The organism is Pantoea hericii, from assembly GCF_014155795.1.
Classification (GTDB): Bacteria; Pseudomonadota; Gammaproteobacteria; order Enterobacterales; family Enterobacteriaceae; genus Pantoea; species Pantoea eucalypti.
Window position 1 is genome coordinate 289,069 of the sequence record NZ_SCKV01000004.1, and the last position, 17,716, is coordinate 306,784.

General features: G+C 54.4%; 21 protein-coding genes, 1 other RNA gene and 1 other annotated feature. Of the genes, 11 read left to right on the top strand and 11 right to left on the bottom strand.

What is annotated here, in order from left to right:
• Window positions 1-18 precede the first annotated feature (18 nt).
• The 6 genes from htpG to H7K52_RS10985 all read right to left on the bottom strand — a co-directional run bounded on the left by htpG (window position 19) and on the right by H7K52_RS10985 (window position 6,308).
• Entirely contained in the window at window positions 19-1,893 is a 1,875-nt protein-coding gene (gene htpG, locus H7K52_RS10960; RefSeq protein WP_008924917.1) for a molecular chaperone HtpG, read from the bottom strand.
• A gap of 100 nt (window positions 1,894-1,993) precedes the next feature.
• The gene (gene recR, locus H7K52_RS10965) at window positions 1,994-2,599 is read right to left on the bottom strand and encodes a recombination mediator RecR (protein ID WP_003850420.1); all 606 of its coding nucleotides are present in this window, start codon (window positions 2,597-2,599) and stop codon (window positions 1,994-1,996) included.
• Window positions 2,599-2,931: a YbaB/EbfC family nucleoid-associated protein gene (locus H7K52_RS10970; protein ID WP_003850423.1), complete on the bottom strand. Its 333-nt coding sequence runs from the start codon at window positions 2,929-2,931 to the stop codon at window positions 2,599-2,601. Before H7K52_RS10970 ends, recR begins: the two co-directional genes overlap by 1 nt.
• Window positions 2,932-2,986: 55 nt before the next feature.
• Window positions 2,987-5,065 (bottom strand): DNA polymerase III subunit gamma/tau, encoded by a 2,079-nt coding sequence (gene dnaX / locus H7K52_RS10975; protein ID WP_182630042.1) that lies wholly within the window; start codon window positions 5,063-5,065, stop codon window positions 2,987-2,989.
• Window positions 3,584-3,645, bottom strand: a sequence feature (DnaX frameshifting element). Its footprint overlaps the gene before it by 62 nt.
• 157 nt (window positions 5,066-5,222) lie before the next feature.
• The gene (apt, locus tag H7K52_RS10980; protein WP_182630043.1) at window positions 5,223-5,774 is read right to left on the bottom strand and encodes an adenine phosphoribosyltransferase; all 552 of its coding nucleotides are present in this window, start codon (window positions 5,772-5,774) and stop codon (window positions 5,223-5,225) included.
• A gap of 144 nt (window positions 5,775-5,918) precedes the next feature.
• Window positions 5,919-6,308, bottom strand: a complete 390-nt coding sequence (locus H7K52_RS10985) for a DUF454 family protein (protein ID WP_003850431.1) — start codon at window positions 6,306-6,308, stop codon at window positions 5,919-5,921.
• Window positions 6,309-6,365: 57 nt separating this feature from the next.
• Between H7K52_RS10985 and priC the strand changes: the two genes are divergently transcribed.
• Genes priC through rsmS form a run of 3 tightly spaced genes read left to right on the top strand, consistent with a single transcriptional unit; the run spans window position 6,366 to window position 7,360 of the window.
• Window positions 6,366-6,896: a primosomal replication protein PriC gene (priC, locus tag H7K52_RS10990; RefSeq protein WP_182630044.1), complete on the top strand. Its 531-nt coding sequence runs from the start codon at window positions 6,366-6,368 to the stop codon at window positions 6,894-6,896.
• 57 nt (window positions 6,897-6,953) lie between these two features.
• The gene (locus H7K52_RS10995; protein ID WP_008924913.1) at window positions 6,954-7,199 is read left to right on the top strand and encodes a GlsB/YeaQ/YmgE family stress response membrane protein; all 246 of its coding nucleotides are present in this window, start codon (window positions 6,954-6,956) and stop codon (window positions 7,197-7,199) included.
• Between the two features lie 8 nt (window positions 7,200-7,207).
• Entirely contained in the window at window positions 7,208-7,360 is a 153-nt protein-coding gene (gene rsmS / locus H7K52_RS11000) for a pleiotropic regulatory protein RsmS (RefSeq protein ID WP_003850436.1), read from the top strand.
• Here the strand turns inward: rsmS and acrR are convergent.
• Window positions 7,357-7,995 carry a multidrug efflux transporter transcriptional repressor AcrR gene (gene acrR, locus H7K52_RS11005; RefSeq protein WP_003850439.1) on the bottom strand — a complete coding sequence of 213 codons (639 nt, stop codon included), beginning with the start codon at window positions 7,993-7,995 and terminating at the stop codon, window positions 7,357-7,359. The genes rsmS and acrR overlap by 4 nt on opposite strands.
• 142 nt (window positions 7,996-8,137) lie before the next feature.
• Here acrR and H7K52_RS11010 point away from each other — a divergent pair, with 142 nt between their 5' ends.
• The 4 genes from H7K52_RS11010 (at window position 8,138) to ykgO (ending at window position 13,072) form a co-directional block, all read left to right on the top strand.
• A complete protein-coding gene (locus H7K52_RS11010) occupies window positions 8,138-9,334 on the top strand; it encodes an efflux RND transporter periplasmic adaptor subunit (RefSeq protein ID WP_078804162.1) in 1,197 nt (398 codons plus the stop codon).
• Window positions 9,335-9,350: 16 nt separating this feature from the next.
• Window positions 9,351-12,506 carry a multidrug efflux RND transporter permease subunit AcrB gene (locus H7K52_RS11015; protein ID WP_003850443.1) on the top strand — a complete coding sequence of 1,052 codons (3,156 nt, stop codon included), beginning with the start codon at window positions 9,351-9,353 and terminating at the stop codon, window positions 12,504-12,506.
• 161 nt (window positions 12,507-12,667) lie between these two features.
• Window positions 12,668-12,928 (top strand): type B 50S ribosomal protein L31, encoded by a 261-nt coding sequence (locus tag H7K52_RS11020; protein WP_008924911.1) that lies wholly within the window; start codon window positions 12,668-12,670, stop codon window positions 12,926-12,928.
• A 3-nt stretch (window positions 12,929-12,931) separates the two neighbouring features.
• Window positions 12,932-13,072: a type B 50S ribosomal protein L36 gene (ykgO, locus tag H7K52_RS11025; protein WP_003850445.1), complete on the top strand. Its 141-nt coding sequence runs from the start codon at window positions 12,932-12,934 to the stop codon at window positions 13,070-13,072.
• Window positions 13,073-13,117: 45 nt separating this feature from the next.
• On the opposite strand, the gene H7K52_RS11030 is transcribed toward ykgO, so the two are convergent.
• From H7K52_RS11030 to H7K52_RS11040, 3 genes are read right to left on the bottom strand one after another with little or no spacing between them, the layout of a single operon-like run.
• On the bottom strand, window positions 13,118-13,996 hold the full coding sequence (locus H7K52_RS11030) for a metal ABC transporter substrate-binding protein (RefSeq protein WP_039659090.1): 879 nt from the start codon (window positions 13,994-13,996) through the stop codon (window positions 13,118-13,120).
• A gap of 15 nt (window positions 13,997-14,011) precedes the next feature.
• Window positions 14,012-14,851, bottom strand: coding sequence for a metal ABC transporter permease (locus H7K52_RS11035; RefSeq protein ID WP_003850449.1), 840 nt, complete (start codon window positions 14,849-14,851; stop codon window positions 14,012-14,014).
• Entirely contained in the window at window positions 14,848-15,516 is a 669-nt protein-coding gene (locus H7K52_RS11040; RefSeq protein WP_039659286.1) for a metal ABC transporter ATP-binding protein, read from the bottom strand. The genes H7K52_RS11035 and H7K52_RS11040 overlap by 4 nt, the downstream gene beginning before the upstream one ends.
• Before the next feature lie 340 nt (window positions 15,517-15,856).
• Here H7K52_RS11040 and H7K52_RS11045 point away from each other — a divergent pair, with 340 nt between their 5' ends.
• The 3 genes from H7K52_RS11045 (at window position 15,857) to H7K52_RS11055 (ending at window position 16,975) form a co-directional block, all read left to right on the top strand.
• On the top strand, window positions 15,857-16,210 hold the full coding sequence (locus H7K52_RS11045; protein WP_182630045.1) for a hypothetical protein: 354 nt from the start codon (window positions 15,857-15,859) through the stop codon (window positions 16,208-16,210).
• A 147-nt stretch (window positions 16,211-16,357) separates the two neighbouring features.
• The gene (tomB, locus tag H7K52_RS11050; RefSeq protein WP_003850455.1) at window positions 16,358-16,735 is read left to right on the top strand and encodes an Hha toxicity modulator TomB; all 378 of its coding nucleotides are present in this window, start codon (window positions 16,358-16,360) and stop codon (window positions 16,733-16,735) included.
• A gap of 24 nt (window positions 16,736-16,759) precedes the next feature.
• Window positions 16,760-16,975 carry an HHA domain-containing protein gene (locus tag H7K52_RS11055; RefSeq protein WP_003850458.1) on the top strand — a complete coding sequence of 72 codons (216 nt, stop codon included), beginning with the start codon at window positions 16,760-16,762 and terminating at the stop codon, window positions 16,973-16,975.
• A gap of 135 nt (window positions 16,976-17,110) precedes the next feature.
• Here the strand turns inward: H7K52_RS11055 and ffs are convergent.
• Window positions 17,111-17,207: signal recognition particle sRNA small type (ffs, locus tag H7K52_RS11060), an RNA gene on the bottom strand.
• A gap of 187 nt (window positions 17,208-17,394) precedes the next feature.
• Here ffs and H7K52_RS11065 point away from each other — a divergent pair.
• The gene (locus tag H7K52_RS11065; protein WP_003850460.1) at window positions 17,395-17,712 is read left to right on the top strand and encodes an MGMT family protein; all 318 of its coding nucleotides are present in this window, start codon (window positions 17,395-17,397) and stop codon (window positions 17,710-17,712) included.
• Window positions 17,713-17,716 lie beyond the last annotated feature (4 nt).

Below are 17,716 nucleotides of genomic sequence, written 5' to 3' on the forward strand. Positions count from 1 at the left end.
ACCACCGGCCTGTTGCCGTTATGCGGTCAGCAGCTGGTTCATGCGGCGGATAAACTGGTTTGGATCGTCCAGCGTACCGCGCTCTGCCAGCAACGCCTGATCCAGCAGCAGCTCAATCCACTCACCGAAGCGTGCTTCATCCTGCGTATCCGCAACACGTTTCACCAGCGGGTGATCCGGGTTGATTTCAAACAGGTACTTCACTTCCGGCACTTCCTGTCCAGCCGCCGCAAACAGCTTCGCCATCTGCGTGGTCATCTCGTTGGCATCGGTAGTCACAATCGCTGGCGTGTCGGTCAGACGATGGGTCAGACGCACCTCTTTCACGCGTTCGCCCAGCAGATTTTTCACACGCTCAACAAATGGCTCCAGCGCTTTTTCCGCTTCTTTCTGCTCTTCGGTCTCTTCATCCGCCAGCTTGCTCAGCGACTCATCCGCTTTGCTGACCGACTGGAAGGTCTTACCGTCGAACTCAGTGAGGTAGCTCATCATCCATTCGTCGATGCGGTCAGAGAGCAGCAGCACCTCGATGCCTTTTTTGCGGAACAGCTCCAGGTGCGGGCTGCTCTTCGCAGCGGCATAGCTGTCAGCAGTGATGTAGTAAATCTTCTCCTGACCTTCCACCATGCGGCTGACGTAATCTTCCAGTGAAATGGTCTGTGCTGAACCTTCGCTCTGGGTGGTGGCGAAGCGCAGCAGTTTCGCAATCGTTTCCTGGTTGGCGTTATCTTCCGCCGGACCCTCTTTCAGCACCAGGCCGAACTCATTCCAGAAGGTCTGGTATTTCTCGTTGTCATCTTTCGCCAGTCTTTCCAGCATCTGCAGAGTACGCTTCGTCAGCGCAGCACGCAGGCTCTGGGTCACGCGGCTATCCTGCAGGATCTCGCGGGAGACGTTGAGCGGCAGATCACTGGAGTCAATCAGACCACGCACAAAGCGCAGGTAGTTCGGCATAAACTGCTCAGCATCGTCCATGATAAAGACGCGCTGCACATAGAGTTTCAGGCCATGTTTCTGATCGCGGTTCCACATATCAAATGGCGCACGCGCCGGAATGTAGAGCAGGCTGGTGTACTCCTGCTTACCTTCCACCCGATTGTGGCTCCAGGCGACCGGGTCGCTGTAGTCATGGGCGATATGTTTGTAGAACTCGTTGTACTCGTCGTCGCTGATCTCAGCTTTGTTGCGGGTCCACAGCGCCTGGGCTTTGTTGATCTTCTCCCAGTGAGTTCCCTCGCCCTCTTCATCTTTGCTCTCGATCTCAACCGGCAGCGCGATGTGATCGGAATATTTACTGATGATGCTGCGAACGCGCCATGCGTCCAGGAACTCATCTTCGCCTTCGCGCAGATGCAGCGTGATCTCAGTACCACGATCGGCTTTCTCGATCTCAGCCAGGGTATATTCGCCCTCGCCCGCAGATTCCCAGAACACACCTTCATCGGCAGATGCGCCCGCAGCGCGGGTACGAACGGTGACTTTATCTGCCACGATAAAGGCAGAGTAGAAGCCCACACCGAACTGACCGATCAGTTGGCTGTCTTTAGCCTGGTCGGAGCCGAGGGATTCCAGGAAGGATTTGGTGCCCGATTTGGCGATAGTGCCGAGGTTCTCAATGACCTCATCGCGACGCATACCGATACCATTGTCGCTGAGCGTGAGGGTACGGTTGTCCTTATCAACAGAGAGACGAACGCGCAGCTCGCCGTCACCTTCATACAGGCTGGAATCTGACAACGCGCGGAAACGCAGTTTGTCTGCCGCATCCGAGGCATTGGAAATCAGCTCACGCAGGAAAATCTCTTTGTTTGAATAGAGAGAATGGATCATCAGGTGCAGAAGTTGTTTTACTTCCGACTGAAAGCCACGGGTCTCTTGTCCTTTCATGGTCATTGCTACCTCAACAAAACAGGTTGAACAAACGTTGTTGAGGTTGATGTGGGGATGACGCGGGGGTTTTCAAGCCGGTGTCTTTCACAACACCGGCAAGTGATTAAAATTTAAACTTCTGTCGACCTGCCAGCGAGTGGGACAGCGTGGTGCCATCGACCATCTCCAGCTCTCCGCCCACCGGCACACCGTGCGCGATACGGCTGGCGTCAACGCCATACTGACCACAGAGTTCCGCAATGTAGTTTGCGGTCGCCTCGCCTTCCACCGTCGGATTGGTCGCGAGGATCACTTCCTGCAGCGTTTCACTCTCCAGTCGCTGTTCCAGACGATCCAGGCCGATATCTGCCGGACCAATGCCGTCGAGCGGCGACAGATGTCCCATCAGCACAAAGTAGCGGCCGCCAAACTGGCCGGTCTGCTCAATGGCGTGAATATCTGCCGGGCTTTCCACTACGCAGATTTGACCATTCTGCTGACGCCGTGGATTGGCGCAGATGGTGCAAATTTCCTGCTCGGTGAATGTCCGGCAATCAGCACAGTGACCAATCTCCGACATCGCCCGGGTCAGCGCCTGCGCCAGGCGCATACCACCGCTGCGATCGCGCTGCAGCAGCTGAAAAGCCATGCGCTGTGCCGATTTCGGCCCAACGCCGGGCAGACAGCGCAGCGACTCCATCAATGATTCAAGCAGTGGACTGGTTTGCATCAGAACGGCATCTTAAAGCCTGGTGGCAGCTGCATACCCGAAGAGACAGACGCCATCTTCTCTTTCTGGGTTTCATCAATGCGACGTGCCGCATCGTTGAACGCCGCAGCGATCAGATCTTCCAGCATATCTTTGTCATCTTCCAGCAGGCTGGGATCGACTTCCACGCGACGGCAGTTGTGCGCGCCGTTAATGGTCACTTTTACCAGGCCAGCACCCGATTCGCCGGTCACTTCAATCGCGGCGATCTCTTCCTGAACCTTGGCCATTTTGTCCTGCATCTGCTGGGCCTGTTTCATCAGGTTGCCCAATCCGCCTTTACCACCAAACATAGTTTTCTCTCTCAGCTAAGGCTACAACGCTATCGTTACGATAGCAGCAGCGTGTTCAAACAGGTCGGATACTCTCCTCATCCAGATCAGCATCGAAAAATCGCTGCAGCGTCTGGATGTGGGTATCACAGGTGATCGACTGACGCGCCTGCGCCAGTTTCTCTTCGTAAATGGCCTGACGCCACTCCAGTGGCGTCAACACCGATGAATTATCGTCTTCAACGACCGAGAGTTCAACTTTCTGCCCGGCACGCTCACTCAGTGCATCGCATAACACCTGCTGCGCCGACGGTGAATTCAGATGACGCTGACTGCTGCGTAAATGCAGGCAGACCCCGTTTTCGGTGGTCTCTTTCCAGGCATTTAATGCCAGCTGCTGCACCAGTTTTGGCAGCGGCAGAGTCGCAATCTCTGCGGCCCAGGGATCGCGCTGTTGCGCTTCTTCCGCCAGTCGCGCCGCCAGCTCAGGGGTTTTCTCATGCTCCAGCGCAGAACGCAAGGCCTTCGGCGTCGCGACCGGCTCTGCCACTTCAACCTGCTGATTAACGGCTTTCCAGCGGTACGCTTCCTCTTTTACCGGCGCGGCAGGCTCGCGATCGCGGATACGCTGCTGACTGCGCTCGGTAACCGAAGCCAGCCGCTCCAGTGCCGAGTTGGCCGGCCGCGCACCTGGCGCCGCCGGCTCACTCTTTTTTGGTTTGTTCGCTCCCTGACGCAACAACTGCGTGCGCGCCTGGAGGAGCTGGCTGGTGGAGCTTGAAAGTGGCGCTTCAGGTGCCGCATCCGGCGGCGGCGCGGGTTGCGGAGCCGCATCAGGCGCGGCCATCTGCGGCTGAGCGGCAACGTGCTGTTGCGGCGCAGGCATCGGCTGCTGAGGCTGCAGCGCCACAGGTGACGCTGTCTGAGCAGGTGACGCTGTGGCGGGCTGTGCTGCCGTGTGTCGTGCGACAGGCGAAGGCCCGGAAGGTGCCGGTGCCGTCTGCGCCGGCGCGACAGGTGCCATCTGCTGGGTTAGCGCGGGACGGGCAATCGGTTCTGCCACCGCCGCTTTGGGGTGGAACGCCAGTGCGCGCAGCAGCGTCATCTCCACGCCCATGCGGCGATCGGGCGCAATCGGCAGATCCTTGCGGCCCATCAACAGCGTCTGATAATAGAGTTGCAGATCGGCGGGTGGCACCACGCGAGCGAGTTCACGCAGTCGCAGAGCGTTGCTCTCGTCATCATCGCTGAGCGAAGCCGGCAGCAGTTGCACCATTGCAATCTGGTGCAGCAGGCGCAGCATCTCTACCAGCAACGCCTCCCATTCCACACCGCGTGAAGCCGCCTGGCTCAGCAGTGTCATGACCTGCTGACCGTCACCGTCCACCAGCGCTTCCAGTAGCCCAAGCGGCTGTTCATCATCCAGCGTGCCGAGCATGACGCTGACCGTGCTGCTGGTCACCGCGCCCTGCCCCATGGCAATCGCCTGATCGGTGAGGCTCAGCGCATCGCGCATACTGCCATCGGCGGCGCGCGCCAGCAGCTGAAGCGCCCGGGTTTCGCTCTCAATCTGTTCCTGCTTCAGCACATGCTCGAGCTGCTGGCGGATTTGATCAACATCCAGCGCTTTGAGATGGAACTGCAGGCAACGCGAAAGAATCGTCACCGGCAGTTTCTGCGGATCGGTAGTCGCCAGCAGAAACTTAACGTGTGAAGGCGGCTCTTCCAGCGTCTTTAACAGCGCATTGAAGCTGTGACGCGACAGCATATGCACTTCATCAATCAGATAGACTTTGAAGCGTCCACGGGCCGGGGCGTACTGCACGTTGTCGAGCAGATCGCGGGTGTCTTCAACCTTGGTACGCGATGCGGCGTCAATCTCGATCAGATCGACAAAGCGGCCCTGCTCAATTTCACGGCAGTTATCACACTGACCACAGGGCGTGGCGGTGATACCGGTTTCGCAGTTAAGGCCTTTGGCCAGCAGACGCGCAATGGTGGTTTTCCCCACGCCGCGGGTGCCGGAGAAGAGATAAGCATGATGGATGCGTCCCAGAGACAATCCATTCGCCAGCGCCGTCAGAACATGTTCCTGACCGACAACATCAGCAAAAGCCTGGGGACGCCATTTTCGCGCAAGTACCTGATAGCTCATGTGGATTCGACGAAGTTGGATGGAAAGATGAGCGCAGACGCTCTGCAACCCCTGTATAAGATTGCAGTAGTCTATCAGCTACGCTTTTGGCTGGCACTCGTTATCTTGACGCCAGAGGCGTGACGGCCTCGCCGGGTGGCAAGGCCGAAAGAGTGGCTTAGTGGCCGGGGAATTTGACCAGGCTGTAACTCTCAACGCCCAGGGCATTGAGACGCGATTCACCGGTCAGATCGAACAGGTTAATAATGAAAGCCGCGTCTTTCACTTCACCGCCTGCACGACGGATCAGTTTAACGGTCGCTTCAATGGTCCCACCGGTCGCCAGCAGGTCATCAACCACCAGCACCAGATCGCCCGGCTGGATGGCATCTTTGTGCAATTCCAGCTGATCGGTGCCATATTCCAGCTCATAAGCTTCACTGTAAACCTCACGCGGCAGTTTGCCGGGCTTACGCACCGGAACAAAACCGACATTGAGGCCTAATGCCACCGGGGCACCAAACAGGAAACCGCGCGCTTCCGTACCCACCACTTTAGTGATGCCTTTATTACGGTAACGCTCAACCAGCAGCGCAATCGACGCGGCATAGGCTTTGGGATCTTCCAGCAGGCTGGTGACATCGCGGAACAGGATGCCTGGCTTAGGATAATCGGGAATACTTTTAATGCTGTTTTTAATGAATTCAAGCTGCTGCGCAGTGTCGGTCATAATGATACGCCTGGTAAAAAATTCTGTTTCGCGCAGCTTCAAAAGCGCTAATACCTGGTAAAAGGCTCAGCGGAAGTCAATTCACAAAGGGAAGCCACGCACGAAGACGCCCAAATCTAAGCAAATGACCGGCTAAATGCAACTTTATCGCGGCGACTTGGGTGCGTCCGCTGCTTCTGCCACCACCGGAATACGCCACATAAACAGCAGCAGCGCCGCCAGCATGATCAGCAACATGATGCGTACCCAGAGCTGATGCACCAGGAAAAGCGAAAGACTAAATGTTGCGACTATCAGGCAGATAGCACGGACTTTGGCGCCCGGCGGCATTGCGCGATGCTGTTGCCAGTGGCGCAGATAGCGGCCAAATGGCGATTTCCACAGCAGCCAGTGATGGAAGCGTGGCGATGACCGCGCAAAACACCAGGCCGCAAGCAGCATGAATGGCGTGGTAGGTAATAAAGGTAATACAATGCCCAGCGTCCCCAGCACAATCGCCAGCCAGCCGAGGGTTAATAACAGAATGCGTTGCATGAATCCCGCCCAGCTCTTTCCTCATCCGACTACGTTAGCACAACCGGACGTCACGCGATGAGTGCGATCGCTTTGCAACAGCGCCTGCAACAGCTTCTGATCGACCTGCGTCAGGAGATTGCGCGTCATCCGGATGGTGAGTGCCGTATGCCACGCTTTGACTCGCAGCTTTTTCGCACCAAAGGCACGCGGCTGGCAGATTACCTGCTGGAAGTGGAACAGAATTTCGCCCGACTGTGCGACAGCGTTAACGATCTGGCGCGCAGTGCCTGGCTGGCTGAACACCTGGTGGATCAGATTGCTGCCCTGCAACGCGAGGCGAGTACCCAAAAGCTGCGTACCCAACGTGAACAGCCGGTTAAGAACCCACGCGCCTCAAAATATCAGGAGTACCGTGAATTTGAACGGCGCTTACTGGCGATGATCGATCAGCGTGAACAGCGGCTGGCACTGGCCGAAACGCTGGCGGTCCAGCGTCAGCTGAAGCAGGATCTGGAAACACTAGAGGGAAGACTGGCGCGCTGCCGTCAGGCGATTCGCTCTGTCGAATGGGGCGCTTCCCTGCGCGGCGGCGAGCACAGCGAATAAAGCGCAGCGTGAGAAAAGCGCTTCTATACTGAGTGCAATTCTGCCTGGAGACGAACCATGGGTTTACTGAGCTGGCTAATTTGCGGGCTACTGCTGGGCCTGTTAAAGCGTCTGCTGATACCGGGTCGGCCCGGTGGCCTGATGGCGACCCTGACGCTGTCGATGATCGGCGCACTGATCGGCGGCTATATCGCCGCCTATTTTGAACTGGGCTCGCTGGCAACGCTGCATGCTGGCGCCCTGGGCATAGCGATTGTCGGCGCGTTACTGATGCTGCTGGTCGCGGCCCGATTACGTATTTAGGAGACAAGATGTCACTGGAAAACGCCCCTGACGACGTCAAACTGGCTGTTGATCTGATTCAGCTACTGGAAGAGCATCAATTGCCGGTTGAGACCGTGCTCTCCGCGCTGGCTATGGTGCAGCGCGATTTCGAGAACAAGCGCGATAGCCAGCCGACCTAACAGGAAGCCGTCAGCGTCGGACTGAGGCGCAGCATATCGATAAAGGCGTTGGTCAGAACGGGTGCGTCTGCGGCTAAATCAAAACTGTCCGGCGAAAACAGCCAGCTTTCCATCATACCGTTGACGTAACCGCGCATAATCAGGGCAGCCTGACGCGTGCTGAGAGTGCCCGGAAGTTGTCCGGCGTCAATGCACTGGCGCAGGACATCTTCAATTTTATCGTAGCATTCCAGCAGTAAGCTTTGTTGCATATTCTTCAGTGCTGACATTTCGCCCACAAACTCGCATTTATGGAAAATGATCTCCATCAACGCGCGTCGCTGTGGATCCTTTGCAGTCGCTTCAAAGATATAGACCAGCATTGCGCGCAACACAGAGAGTGGATCGCCAGGGTATTTTGTCTGATACTCAAGTTCCACATCGTCCAGACCCGCATCACAACGAAGCCATATTTCGTGTAATACATCGGCTTTGTTTTTGAAATGCCAGTAGATTGCCCCGCGCGTAACGCTGGCTGCGGTGGCGATATCTGCCAGTGAGGTGGCTGAGACGCCCTGCTGCGAAAAGAGAACAATAGCGGCATCAAGAATTTGATGCCGTGTTTCAAGTGCTTGCGCTTTGGTTTTTCGTGCCATAGTGGGCTTTTTTTACAAACAGGTAAGTTTACATACATTTGTGAATGTATGTACCATAGCATGACCTGCGCCTTGCCACAGCAATGGGTTTTTCAGTTTGTGATCCATTGACCAATTGATACCGGACACTAGAGGTTTATTTATGAATAAAATCAGAGGATTATCGCCTCTGGCGGCCGCCCTGATGCTATCAGGCAGCTTTTTGTTAACAGGATGTGACAACAATAAATCCGAACAAGCCGCCCAGCAGCAACCGCCAGCCGTAGGTGTTGTTACACTGAAAACGGAACCCCTTAAGATTTCAACTGAATTACCAGGCCGCACCTCGGCATACCGTGTGGCTGAAGTCCGTCCGCAGGTGTCCGGTATTATTCTGAAGCGTAACTTTATTGAAGGAAGCGACGTTAAAGCAGGTCAGTCTCTCTATCAGATCGATCCGGCTACCTATCAGGCAGCCTATGACAGCGCCAAAGGTGATTTAACGCAGGCGCAGGCTAACGCACATATCGCTCAGCTGACCGTCAAACGTTATAAACCTCTGCTCGGCACCAAATATATCAGTCAGCAGGATTATGACACCGCTGTTGCTACAGCCGCGCAAAACGAGGCTGCAGTTCAGGTAGCAAAAGCCAATGTCGAAACGGCCCGCATTAATCTGGCTTACACCAAAGTCACCTCGCCTATCAGTGGCCGCATCGGTAAATCGTCGGTAACGGAAGGTGCGCTGGTACAAAGCGCACAAACCACCGCACTGGCCACCGTGCAGCAACTTGATCCCATGTATGTCGACGTCACCCAGTCGAGCGAAGATTTTATGCGCTTACGTTCAGAACTGGAGTCGGGTCAGCTGAAGCAGAGCGAGGGCAAAGCCAACGTGACACTGCTGATGCAGAACGGCAGCAGCTATCCACAGCCTGGTACGCTGGAGTTCTCTGACGTCACCGTTGATGAAACCACCGGTTCTATCACCCTGCGCGCCATTGTCCCGAACCCGAACCATACCCTGTTACCGGGCATGTTTGTTCGTGCGCGTCTGGATGAAGGCACCAATCCTGATGCATTGCTGGTTCCGCAACAGGCGGTAACCCGTACCCCAACGGGTCAGGCAACGGTCATGGTCGTGGGTGCAGATAACAAAGTTGAAGCGCGTCAGGTCACCACCTCTCAGGCGATTGGCGACAAATGGTTAGTCACTGACGGTGTTAAAGCGGGTGAACGTGTGATCAGCACCGGTCTGCAGCGTGCCAAGCCGGGCGCACAGGTGACCCCACAAGAAGTCTCAGACGATGCGAAAGCGGCACCCGATTCAAAGCCGCAGTCTGACAAGTCACCGTCATAACAGGAGCCGTTGATTCATGGCTAAGTTCTTTATCGATCGACCCATCTTTGCGTGGGTGCTTGCCATCATCATCATGCTGGTCGGTGCGCTGTCGATTCTCAAACTTCCGATCGAGCAATATCCCAATGTTGCCCCGCCGGCGATTGAGATTCAGGCCACCTACCCTGGTGCGGATGCTAAAACGCTGCAGGACTCGGTGACCCAGGTTATCGAACAAAACATGAACGGTATCGATGGACTGATGTATATGTCCTCGAGCAGCGATTCATCCGGTACGCTGACCCTGACCATCTCCTTTGAGTCGGGTACAGATGCAGATATCGCGCAGGTTCAGGTGCAGAACAAACTGCAGCTGGCGACGCCGCTGCTGCCGCAGGAAGTGCAGCAACAGGGGATTCAGGTTAAGAAATCGTCCAGTAGCTTCCTGATGGTTGCGGGCTTCATCAGCGACGATGACAACATGACGCAGAATGACATTTCTGACTTTATTTCGTCATCAATCAAAGATCCGATCAGCCGTACCAAAGGCGTGGGTGATACCCAGGTATTTGGTGCGCAGTACGCGATGCGTATCTGGATGGATCCGCACAAGCTGAACAACTACAACCTGACGCCGGTTGATGTGATCAGTGCGCTGAACACTCAGAACACCCAGGTCGCTGCCGGTCAGTTAGGTGGTACGCCGCCGGTGCCAGGACAGCAGCTCAACGCCTCAATCATTGCGCAAACCCGTCTGACCTCAACGGATGAGTTCGGCAAAATCCTGCTCAAAGTGAACGAAGATGGTTCTCAGGTTCGTCTGCGTGATGTGGCAAGGATTGAACTCGGTGCAGAAAACTACGAAATCGTTGCCCGTTATAATGGCAAGCCTGCGTCCGGTATCGGTATCAAGCTGGCCACCGGTGCGAATGCGCTGGATACCGCCAATGCGGTGAAAGAAGAACTGGCCAAATTACAGCCGACCTTCCCGGCCGGATTGAAAGTGGTCTATCCGTATGACACCACACCTTTCGTTAAGATCTCGATTTTCGAAGTGGTGAAAACGCTGATCGAAGCGATTGTGCTGGTGTTCCTGGTGATGTATCTGTTTCTGCAGAACTTCCGCGCCACGCTCATTCCGACTATCGCTGTGCCCGTGGTACTGCTGGGTACGTTTGCCGTTATCAACGCATTTGGTTATTCGATAAACACCCTGACGATGTTCGGGATGGTGCTGGCCATCGGCTTGCTGGTGGATGACGCCATCGTGGTGGTTGAGAACGTTGAGCGCGTGATGGCGGAAGAAGGATTACCGCCAAAAGAAGCAACGAAGCGTTCAATGGAGCAGATTCAGGGCGCACTTGTCGGTATCGCGCTGGTACTGGCCGCTGTATTTATTCCGATGGCGTTCTTTGGTGGCTCGACCGGCGTTATCTATCGCCAGTTCTCCATTACTATCGTTTCGGCGATGGCGCTATCGGTGCTGGTCGCCTTTATTCTGACGCCGGCACTCTGTGCCACCATGCTGAAACCGATCAAAAAAGGCGATCACGGGAAAACCACCGGTTTCTTCGGCTGGTTCAACCGTATATTCGACAAAAGCACCAGTCACTATGTGGATGGTGTTGGCCACATGGTTCGCAGTACGGGTCGCTACATGCTGATCTATCTGGTCATCGTGGTCGGAATGGCGTTTCTGTTTATGCGACTGCCCTCTTCATTCTTACCGGAAGAGGATCAGGGTCTGCTGCTGGCTCAGGCGCAGCTGCCTGCAGGCGCAACGCAGGAGCGTACTCAGAAAGTGCTGGATCAGGTCACGGACTACTTCCTGACGCAGGAGAAAGACACGGTTAAATCGGTGTTCACCGTTAACGGCTTCGGCTTTGCTGGTCGTGGACAGAATACCGGTATCGCCTTCGTCAGTCTCAAGCCGTGGGATGAGCGTACCGGCGCAGACATGAAAGTTCCGGCGATTGCTGGCCGCGCCATGAAGGCGCTGGGCGCAATCAAAGATGCGATGGTCATTCCGTTCAACCTGCCCGCTATCATTGAACTGGGTAACGCGACTGGCTTCGATTTTGAGCTCATCGATCAGAATAACCTGGGTCACGATAAGCTGACGGAAGCGCGTAATCAGCTGTTTGGTATGATTGCACAGCATCCTGATACGCTGGTTGGCGTGCGCCCGAACGGTATGGAAGATACACCGCAGTACAAGCTGACCATCGATCAGGAAAAAGCGCAGGCACTGGGCGTATCACTCAGTGATATCAACACTACGCTGGCGGCTTCCTGGGGTGGCTCTTACGTGAACGACTTCATTGACCGCGGTCGTGTGAAAAAAGTTTACGTGATGGGTAAAGCGGACTCCCGCATGTTGCCGGACGACATTGGTAAATGGTTCGTGCGCAACAGCAGTGGAACCATGGTGCCCTTCTCTGCCTTCTCGTCAGCGAAATGGCAGTATGGTTCACCGCGCCTTGAGCGTTACAACGGCCTGCCTGCGATGGAAATCCTGGGACAGGCAGCTCCCGGTAAAAGTTCGGGTGCGGCAATGGATCTGATGGAAGAGCTGGCGGCGAAACTGCCTGCCGGTATCGGCTATGACTGGACTGGCATGTCCTATCAGGAACGCTTGTCCGGTAATCAGGCCCCTGCGCTCTATGCTATCTCGCTGATTGTGGTCTTCCTGTGTCTCGCCGCACTGTACGAGAGCTGGTCGATTCCCTTCTCGGTTATGCTGGTTGTCCCGCTCGGGGTCATTGGTGCACTGCTCTTTACCACTCTGCGTGGCTTAAGCAATGACGTCTACTTTGTTGTCGGGTTACTGACCACCATCGGCCTGTCGACCAAGAACGCCATCCTTATTGTCGAATTTGCTAAAGATTTGATGGATAAAGAGGGCAAAGGGCTGATTGAAGCTGCGCTGGAAGCGTGTCGTATGCGTCTGCGTCCTATCCTGATGACGTCACTGGCGTTTATTCTCGGGGTGCTGCCGCTGGCGATCAGTACCGGTGCTGGCTCCGGTTCGCAGAACGCGGTAGGTACAGGCGTAATCGGTGGTATGGTTACCGCGACCATCCTGGCGATCTTCTTTGTGCCGGTGTTCTTTGTGGTGGTACGCCGCCGCTTTGGCAAGAAAAAAGAAGAATCAGCGAACAGTCATCCGGTTGAACATAACCAGACTCACTAAGCTGTAAATCATCTGAGGCCGCGCAAGCGGCCTTTTTTATGCCTGCGATTCTGTCCCTGCTCTTTGCAGATCCTCTGCTTTTAATAACGCGCTGGCAGTTGCAATGCTGAAAAGTGCGGCGCATAATAATGTTATATTATAACATTACATAGGCGTGCATTATGAAAGCGAATATTCATCCTCACTATCGTCACGTGGTCTTCCATGACACATCCGCGGATGTGTGGTTCAAAATCGGATCCACCATTAAAACCGATCGCACAGTTGAGTTCGAAGGCGAAACACTGCCCTACGTCACTCTGGACGTGTCATCCGCCTCGCATGTTTTCTACACCGGCAAACAGAAAGATTTTGCTAAAGAAGGCAGCACCGCACGCTTTAACCAGCGTTTCGGTTCTTTCCTGGCCGCAAAGAAGAGGTAACTCATGAAGGTATTAAGCTCTCTGCGCTCCGCCAAAAATCGCCATCGGGATTGCAAAGTGGTGCGCAGGAAAGGACGTGTTTACGTCATCTGTAAAACAAATCCACGCTTTAAGGCTGTACAGGGAAGGAAGAAGAAACGCTAGTTTGTGTCGTGATGACTGGCCGGGCTCGCCCGGCCTTTTTTATGCCTATTGCATACTCTTCAGCATCGCATTCACGTTATGTTTAAAGGCCGCCTGATAAGTCGCCGCCGGGCCAGAAGCCGTGGATAACGCTTCCGGATAGAGCTCACCACCTGGCTCAGCACCGGTCGCGCTGGCTATCTGTTTCACTAACCGCGGGTCCGTCTGATTCTCGATGAAATAGCGGTTAATGTGCTGCTGTTTGAGCTGGTTGATTAAGCTCCCCACGTTGCTGGCACTCGCTTCTGCTTCAGTAGAGAATCCGACGGGTGCCAGAAACGTTACGCCATATCGCTGTCCAAAGTAACCAAACGCATCGTGACTGGTCAGCACTTTACGCTTGTCGGCAGGCACAGCGTTAAAGGCCGTTTTTGCCCAGCTATCCAGCGCCTGCAGTTGCTGTATGTAATTCTGCCCACGCTTGCGGATTGCAGGTGCATCTTCAGGGTCGGCTTTGACCAGCGCATTCATCACGTTGGTCGCGTAGATAACGCCGTTCTGCATGCTGTTCCAGGCGTGTGGATCGGTCACCGTTTTGCCCTCCTCCTCCATGCTGCGGGTAGTCACACCCGTTGAAGCGACCACGGGCTGCCCGCGATATCCCGACGCGCTGACCAGGCGATCCATCCACCCTTCCAGTCCCAGTCCGCTGACAAACACCAGATCGGCCTTCGCCAGCGCCTGGCTGTCCTGTGGCGTCGGTTCAAACGTATGGGGATCGCCATTCGGTCCCACCAGACTTTTTACGTTGACATGATCGCCGCCGACCTGTTTGACGATATCTGCCAGCACAGTAAAACTGGCCACGACATCCACCGTTTTTGCCATTGCAAATGGCGTGGCAAACAGCGCAGCGAGCGCCAGGCTAACCGGTAATTTTTTCATAGATACCCCTTAAGATTAATGGCGGCGCAAAATCCCGCCGCATGGCCCTGCAAGAATGGAGAAAAAAAACAGCATGGCGGCGCTCAGCACCACAGCGGGACCGGCCGGTAATGAAAAGTGCCAGGAGAGCATCAGGCCAGCCAGGGCTGAAAGCATTGCCATGAAAATGGCGATAGCCAGCATCGCGGCAAGATGGCGACTCCAGAAACGGGCGCTGGCAGCGGGCAGCATCATTAATCCCACCGACATCAGCGTGCCCAGCACCTGAAAGCCCGCCACCAGATTCAGCACCACCAGCATTAAAAACAGACCATGCACCAGCGGTGCACTCCATTTTCCCTGCGCCCGCAGGAAGTCACTGTCAAAGGCATCGATGACCAGCGGACGATAAATGATCGCCAGCATAATCAGCGTAAAGGCGGCGATGCCGCCAACCAGCAACAGTGCAGCGTTGTCCACCGCCAGCAGCGAGCCAAACAGCACGTGCAGCAGATCCACGCTTGAGCCGCGCAGTGAGACCAGCGTGACGCCCAGCGCCAGCGAACCGAGATAAAACCCGGCAAAACTGGCATCCTCTTTTAAGGGCGTGTATCGACTCACCGCGCCCGAGAGCAGCGCCACGGCTAAACCTGCGATCAGGCCGCCGATACCCATCGCGACCAGTGACAGTCCGGAGATCAGATAGCCAATAGCCGCACCCGGCAACACGGCATGTGATAATGCATCGCCAATAAGACTCATACGGCGCAGCGAAAGAAATACGCCGAGTGGCGTGGCACTGATAGCCAGCGCGACGCAGGCAACCAGTGCGCGCCGCATAAACCCAAACTCAATAAAAGGCTGTATCAACGTCACGGCGCATAACTCCGCAGAGGGGGATCAGGGAGCCAGGTGCAACTGACCTCCGTATCATCCATCGACATCACATTACTGAAGTAGCGAGCGACCAGTGGACGGTCGTGCAGCACCACCAGCAGCGTTGTTCCAGCCTGCTGTTGCTGTTCCAGTATCGACATCAGTAATGTTACCGTCTGACTATCAATGCCGTTAAAAGGCTCATCCAGTAGCCAGAGCTGGCTGCGCTGCAACAACAGTCGCGCAAACAAGACGCGCTGAAGCTGTCCGCCCGATAAGGTCGCGGGCTGCGCATCTGCATAATCACGCATCTGAACCGCCTCCAGCGCCTGCCAGATTTCCCGACGCAGTTCCCGGTTGATGCCGCCGAACCAGCCGCAGCGAGGCCAGCAGCCAATTGAAACCAGTTCAAATACCGTCAGGGGAAAGCGCGTCTCCAGTTCAGTACGCTGTGGCATCCAGCCAATAGCCCGCCGCGAAACCTGCAGCTCGCAGCGCCCCGCTATTGGTGGCAGCAAGCCCGCGATGGTTTTTAACAGTGTTGATTTGCCGCTACCATTCGCGCCGACCAGGGCTGTCATCGAGCCAGCGCTGAGCTGACCATTGATGGCGGGGGTAACAGCCTGTCCCTGATAGCCCGCGCGAAGTGCGTTGAACCGGATCATGTGCTGATCCCCCATTTTATCGCCACAGCAAGCAGCGCAATGAACAGCAGTGCGATAGCCAGTCGCCCACCTAATGACATAAGTAATCCACTCTGACGCATCACTTCACCAACATGTTATAACATAACAATAATATATCGGATATTGTTGTTGCACCTATGCGCGAATGTGTATCAAAAGATAAATAACACCAGGTGTCACTGGCCGTCGCAGACATGCGATGCAGCCTGCTCACACCACTGGCGCAGGTTAACAATTAACGGTTTTGTGCTCTGCTGGCTTGCAAACTGGTTGCAGAAATCCAATGATAGGTTTATTAACGGTTATAAGCGGACCAGATATGTTGTCACGAATTGAATGTGATATTGCTGTAGGCGAATCAAACTGCACAAAATTAGCGGAGATTGTTCAGCGGAATATTCTCAAAATAACAGATTTGCTGGTAGGGGATTTACGCTGGTATTCGCAGAATGCGCAGTTAGTTCCTGGCAGTTTAAAAATTATTTGTGTTGAATATCAGGATCTGGATAGTTTTAAATTACTTTACGATTTTGACTGGAATTTATTTAGTCCTTGTCAGGATTTAAATGAAACAGTAACGCAATCGGAGCAGGTGAAGTTTCGCATTGTGCCCGGTGCACTTGAGTTTGATGCGATTGACAATGCACAACCCTCCCCCAGCGATGAATTGTAATATTTAGTAATGGAGGTGAGCAGAACTAATGGTTTTACACTATCTTTAAGATATCCCGTTTAATAACTGCCCGAATAATCGCTTCCCGGCGGCGTTATCGTGACTCGCTGCCCTGCGGCAACTGTGCTAGCTATGGAGGGGAAAAAGATGGACGAATACTCACCGAAACGGCATGATATTGCCCAGCTTAAATACCTATGTGAAAGCCTGTTTGACGACAGCATGGCAACATTAACCGACAGCCATCATGGCTGGGTAAATGATCCCACTTCTGAAAGCAATCTGCAGCTTAACGATTTGATTGAGCACATCGCCTCTTTCACCATGAATTACAAAATTAAGCACGTTGAAGATGAAGCGCTGATTTCGCAAATCGATGAATATCTTGATGATACCTTTATGTTATTCAGCAACTATGGTGTCAATAGTCCGGATCTTCAACGGTGGCAACGTTCAGCTAAACGCTTATTTAATCTGTTCACTGAAGAGTGCGCTTTTCTCCAGCAACCGAGCCATTCATTATAGTACAGACATGAGAACGGTTTATTTATGAACAAAACCCTGACTAAAACTGATTATTTGATGCGACTACGGCGTTGCCGTTCACTGGATACCCTGGAAAGGGTCATTGAAAAAAATAAGTATGAATTACCTGAAGATGAGTTAGCGGTATTTTACTCGGCAGCTGACCATCGTCTGGCAGAACTGACGATGAACAAGCTTTACGATAAAGTCCCGGGTTCAGTCTGGAAATTTGTCCGCTAGTTTTATTGATTAGTACTTAGCTTTACACTTTTTAGTACCGGATATTCCTGCCTGCCGTCAAACCAATCGGCCAGGCGGGTTTTGCCTGTCTGCAGTTTCTGTGAAGGGATATTGCGAGGGAGAAAGTGGTGGGGGCCCTGCCAGCTACATCCCGGCACACGCGTCACCTGCTACGGCTGCTTCCTTCCGGATCTGACCGAGTTCACAAGCTAGCATTGCGGGAGAACCAACAGGGCCCCCATTGACAAGCCCTCTTTACGAGAGCGGGGGCATTATCTGGGAAGGAGGGTGCAATTGCAAGCGTAGTCGGGACAACCGTTGTTTTCTTGAACAACCGCCGCTATAACGCTTTCACTGCTTTCTCCCCATGCTAAAGTTAAGACCCTATTCCTGATGAAATAAGCAGATGAAATAAACACATGGATCAGCCTGACACCTTCCAGCAACGCATCTGGCAAATTGTTGCCGCTATTCCGTATGGCCATGTCACTACCTATGGCGATGTGGCGCTGCTGGCAGGTTCTCCGCGGGCGGCACGTCAGGTCGGCGGCGTGCTCAGTCGGTTACCTGAAGGCACTACCCTTCCCTGGCATCGCGTCGTCAATCGTCACGGTAAAATTTCACTGCAGGGCGACCGTCTGTTCAGACAGCGCGATGCACTGGAAGCCGAAGGCATAGAGGTAAGTGATGAGGGACAGCTTGATATCGGAACGTATCGCTGGGATTTCAGGCAGTAAAAGG

Bases quoted from the DNA above. Each gene is read 5' to 3' on its own strand.
- H7K52_RS10985 (WP_003850431.1), bottom strand. From the start codon at position 6,308: ATGCAACGCATTCTGTTATTAACCCTCGGCTGGCTGGCGATTGTGCTG.
- priC (WP_182630044.1), top strand. From the start codon at position 6,366: ATGAGTGCGATCGCTTTGCAACAGCGCCTGCAACAGCTTCTGATCGAC.
- recR (WP_003850420.1), bottom strand. From the start codon at position 2,599: ATGCAAACCAGTCCACTGCTTGAATCATTGATGGAGTCGCTGCGCTGT.
- H7K52_RS11020 (WP_008924911.1), top strand. From the start codon at position 12,668: ATGAAAGCGAATATTCATCCTCACTATCGTCACGTGGTCTTCCATGAC.
- H7K52_RS10970 (WP_003850423.1), bottom strand. From the start codon at position 2,931: ATGTTTGGTGGTAAAGGCGGATTGGGCAACCTGATGAAACAGGCCCAG.
- H7K52_RS11055 (WP_003850458.1), top strand. From the start codon at position 16,760: ATGAACAAAACCCTGACTAAAACTGATTATTTGATGCGACTACGGCGT.
- H7K52_RS11045 (WP_182630045.1), top strand. From the start codon at position 15,857: ATGTTGTCACGAATTGAATGTGATATTGCTGTAGGCGAATCAAACTGC.
- apt (WP_182630043.1), bottom strand. From the start codon at position 5,774: ATGACCGACACTGCGCAGCAGCTTGAATTCATTAAAAACAGCATTAAA.
- H7K52_RS10995 (WP_008924913.1), top strand. From the start codon at position 6,954: ATGGGTTTACTGAGCTGGCTAATTTGCGGGCTACTGCTGGGCCTGTTA.
- H7K52_RS11015 (WP_003850443.1), top strand. From the start codon at position 9,351: ATGGCTAAGTTCTTTATCGATCGACCCATCTTTGCGTGGGTGCTTGCC.
- tomB (WP_003850455.1), top strand. From the start codon at position 16,358: ATGGACGAATACTCACCGAAACGGCATGATATTGCCCAGCTTAAATAC.
- H7K52_RS11065 (WP_003850460.1), top strand. From the start codon at position 17,395: ATGGATCAGCCTGACACCTTCCAGCAACGCATCTGGCAAATTGTTGCC.
- ykgO (WP_003850445.1), top strand. From the start codon at position 12,932: ATGAAGGTATTAAGCTCTCTGCGCTCCGCCAAAAATCGCCATCGGGAT.
- H7K52_RS11010 (WP_078804162.1), top strand. From the start codon at position 8,138: ATGAATAAAATCAGAGGATTATCGCCTCTGGCGGCCGCCCTGATGCTA.
- htpG (WP_008924917.1), bottom strand. From the start codon at position 1,893: ATGACCATGAAAGGACAAGAGACCCGTGGCTTTCAGTCGGAAGTAAAA.
- H7K52_RS11030 (WP_039659090.1), bottom strand. From the start codon at position 13,996: ATGAAAAAATTACCGGTTAGCCTGGCGCTCGCTGCGCTGTTTGCCACG.
- rsmS (WP_003850436.1), top strand. From the start codon at position 7,208: ATGTCACTGGAAAACGCCCCTGACGACGTCAAACTGGCTGTTGATCTG.
- dnaX (WP_182630042.1), bottom strand. From the start codon at position 5,065: ATGAGCTATCAGGTACTTGCGCGAAAATGGCGTCCCCAGGCTTTTGCT.
- acrR (WP_003850439.1), bottom strand. From the start codon at position 7,995: ATGGCACGAAAAACCAAAGCGCAAGCACTTGAAACACGGCATCAAATT.
- H7K52_RS11040 (WP_039659286.1), bottom strand. From the start codon at position 15,516: ATGATCCGGTTCAACGCACTTCGCGCGGGCTATCAGGGACAGGCTGTT.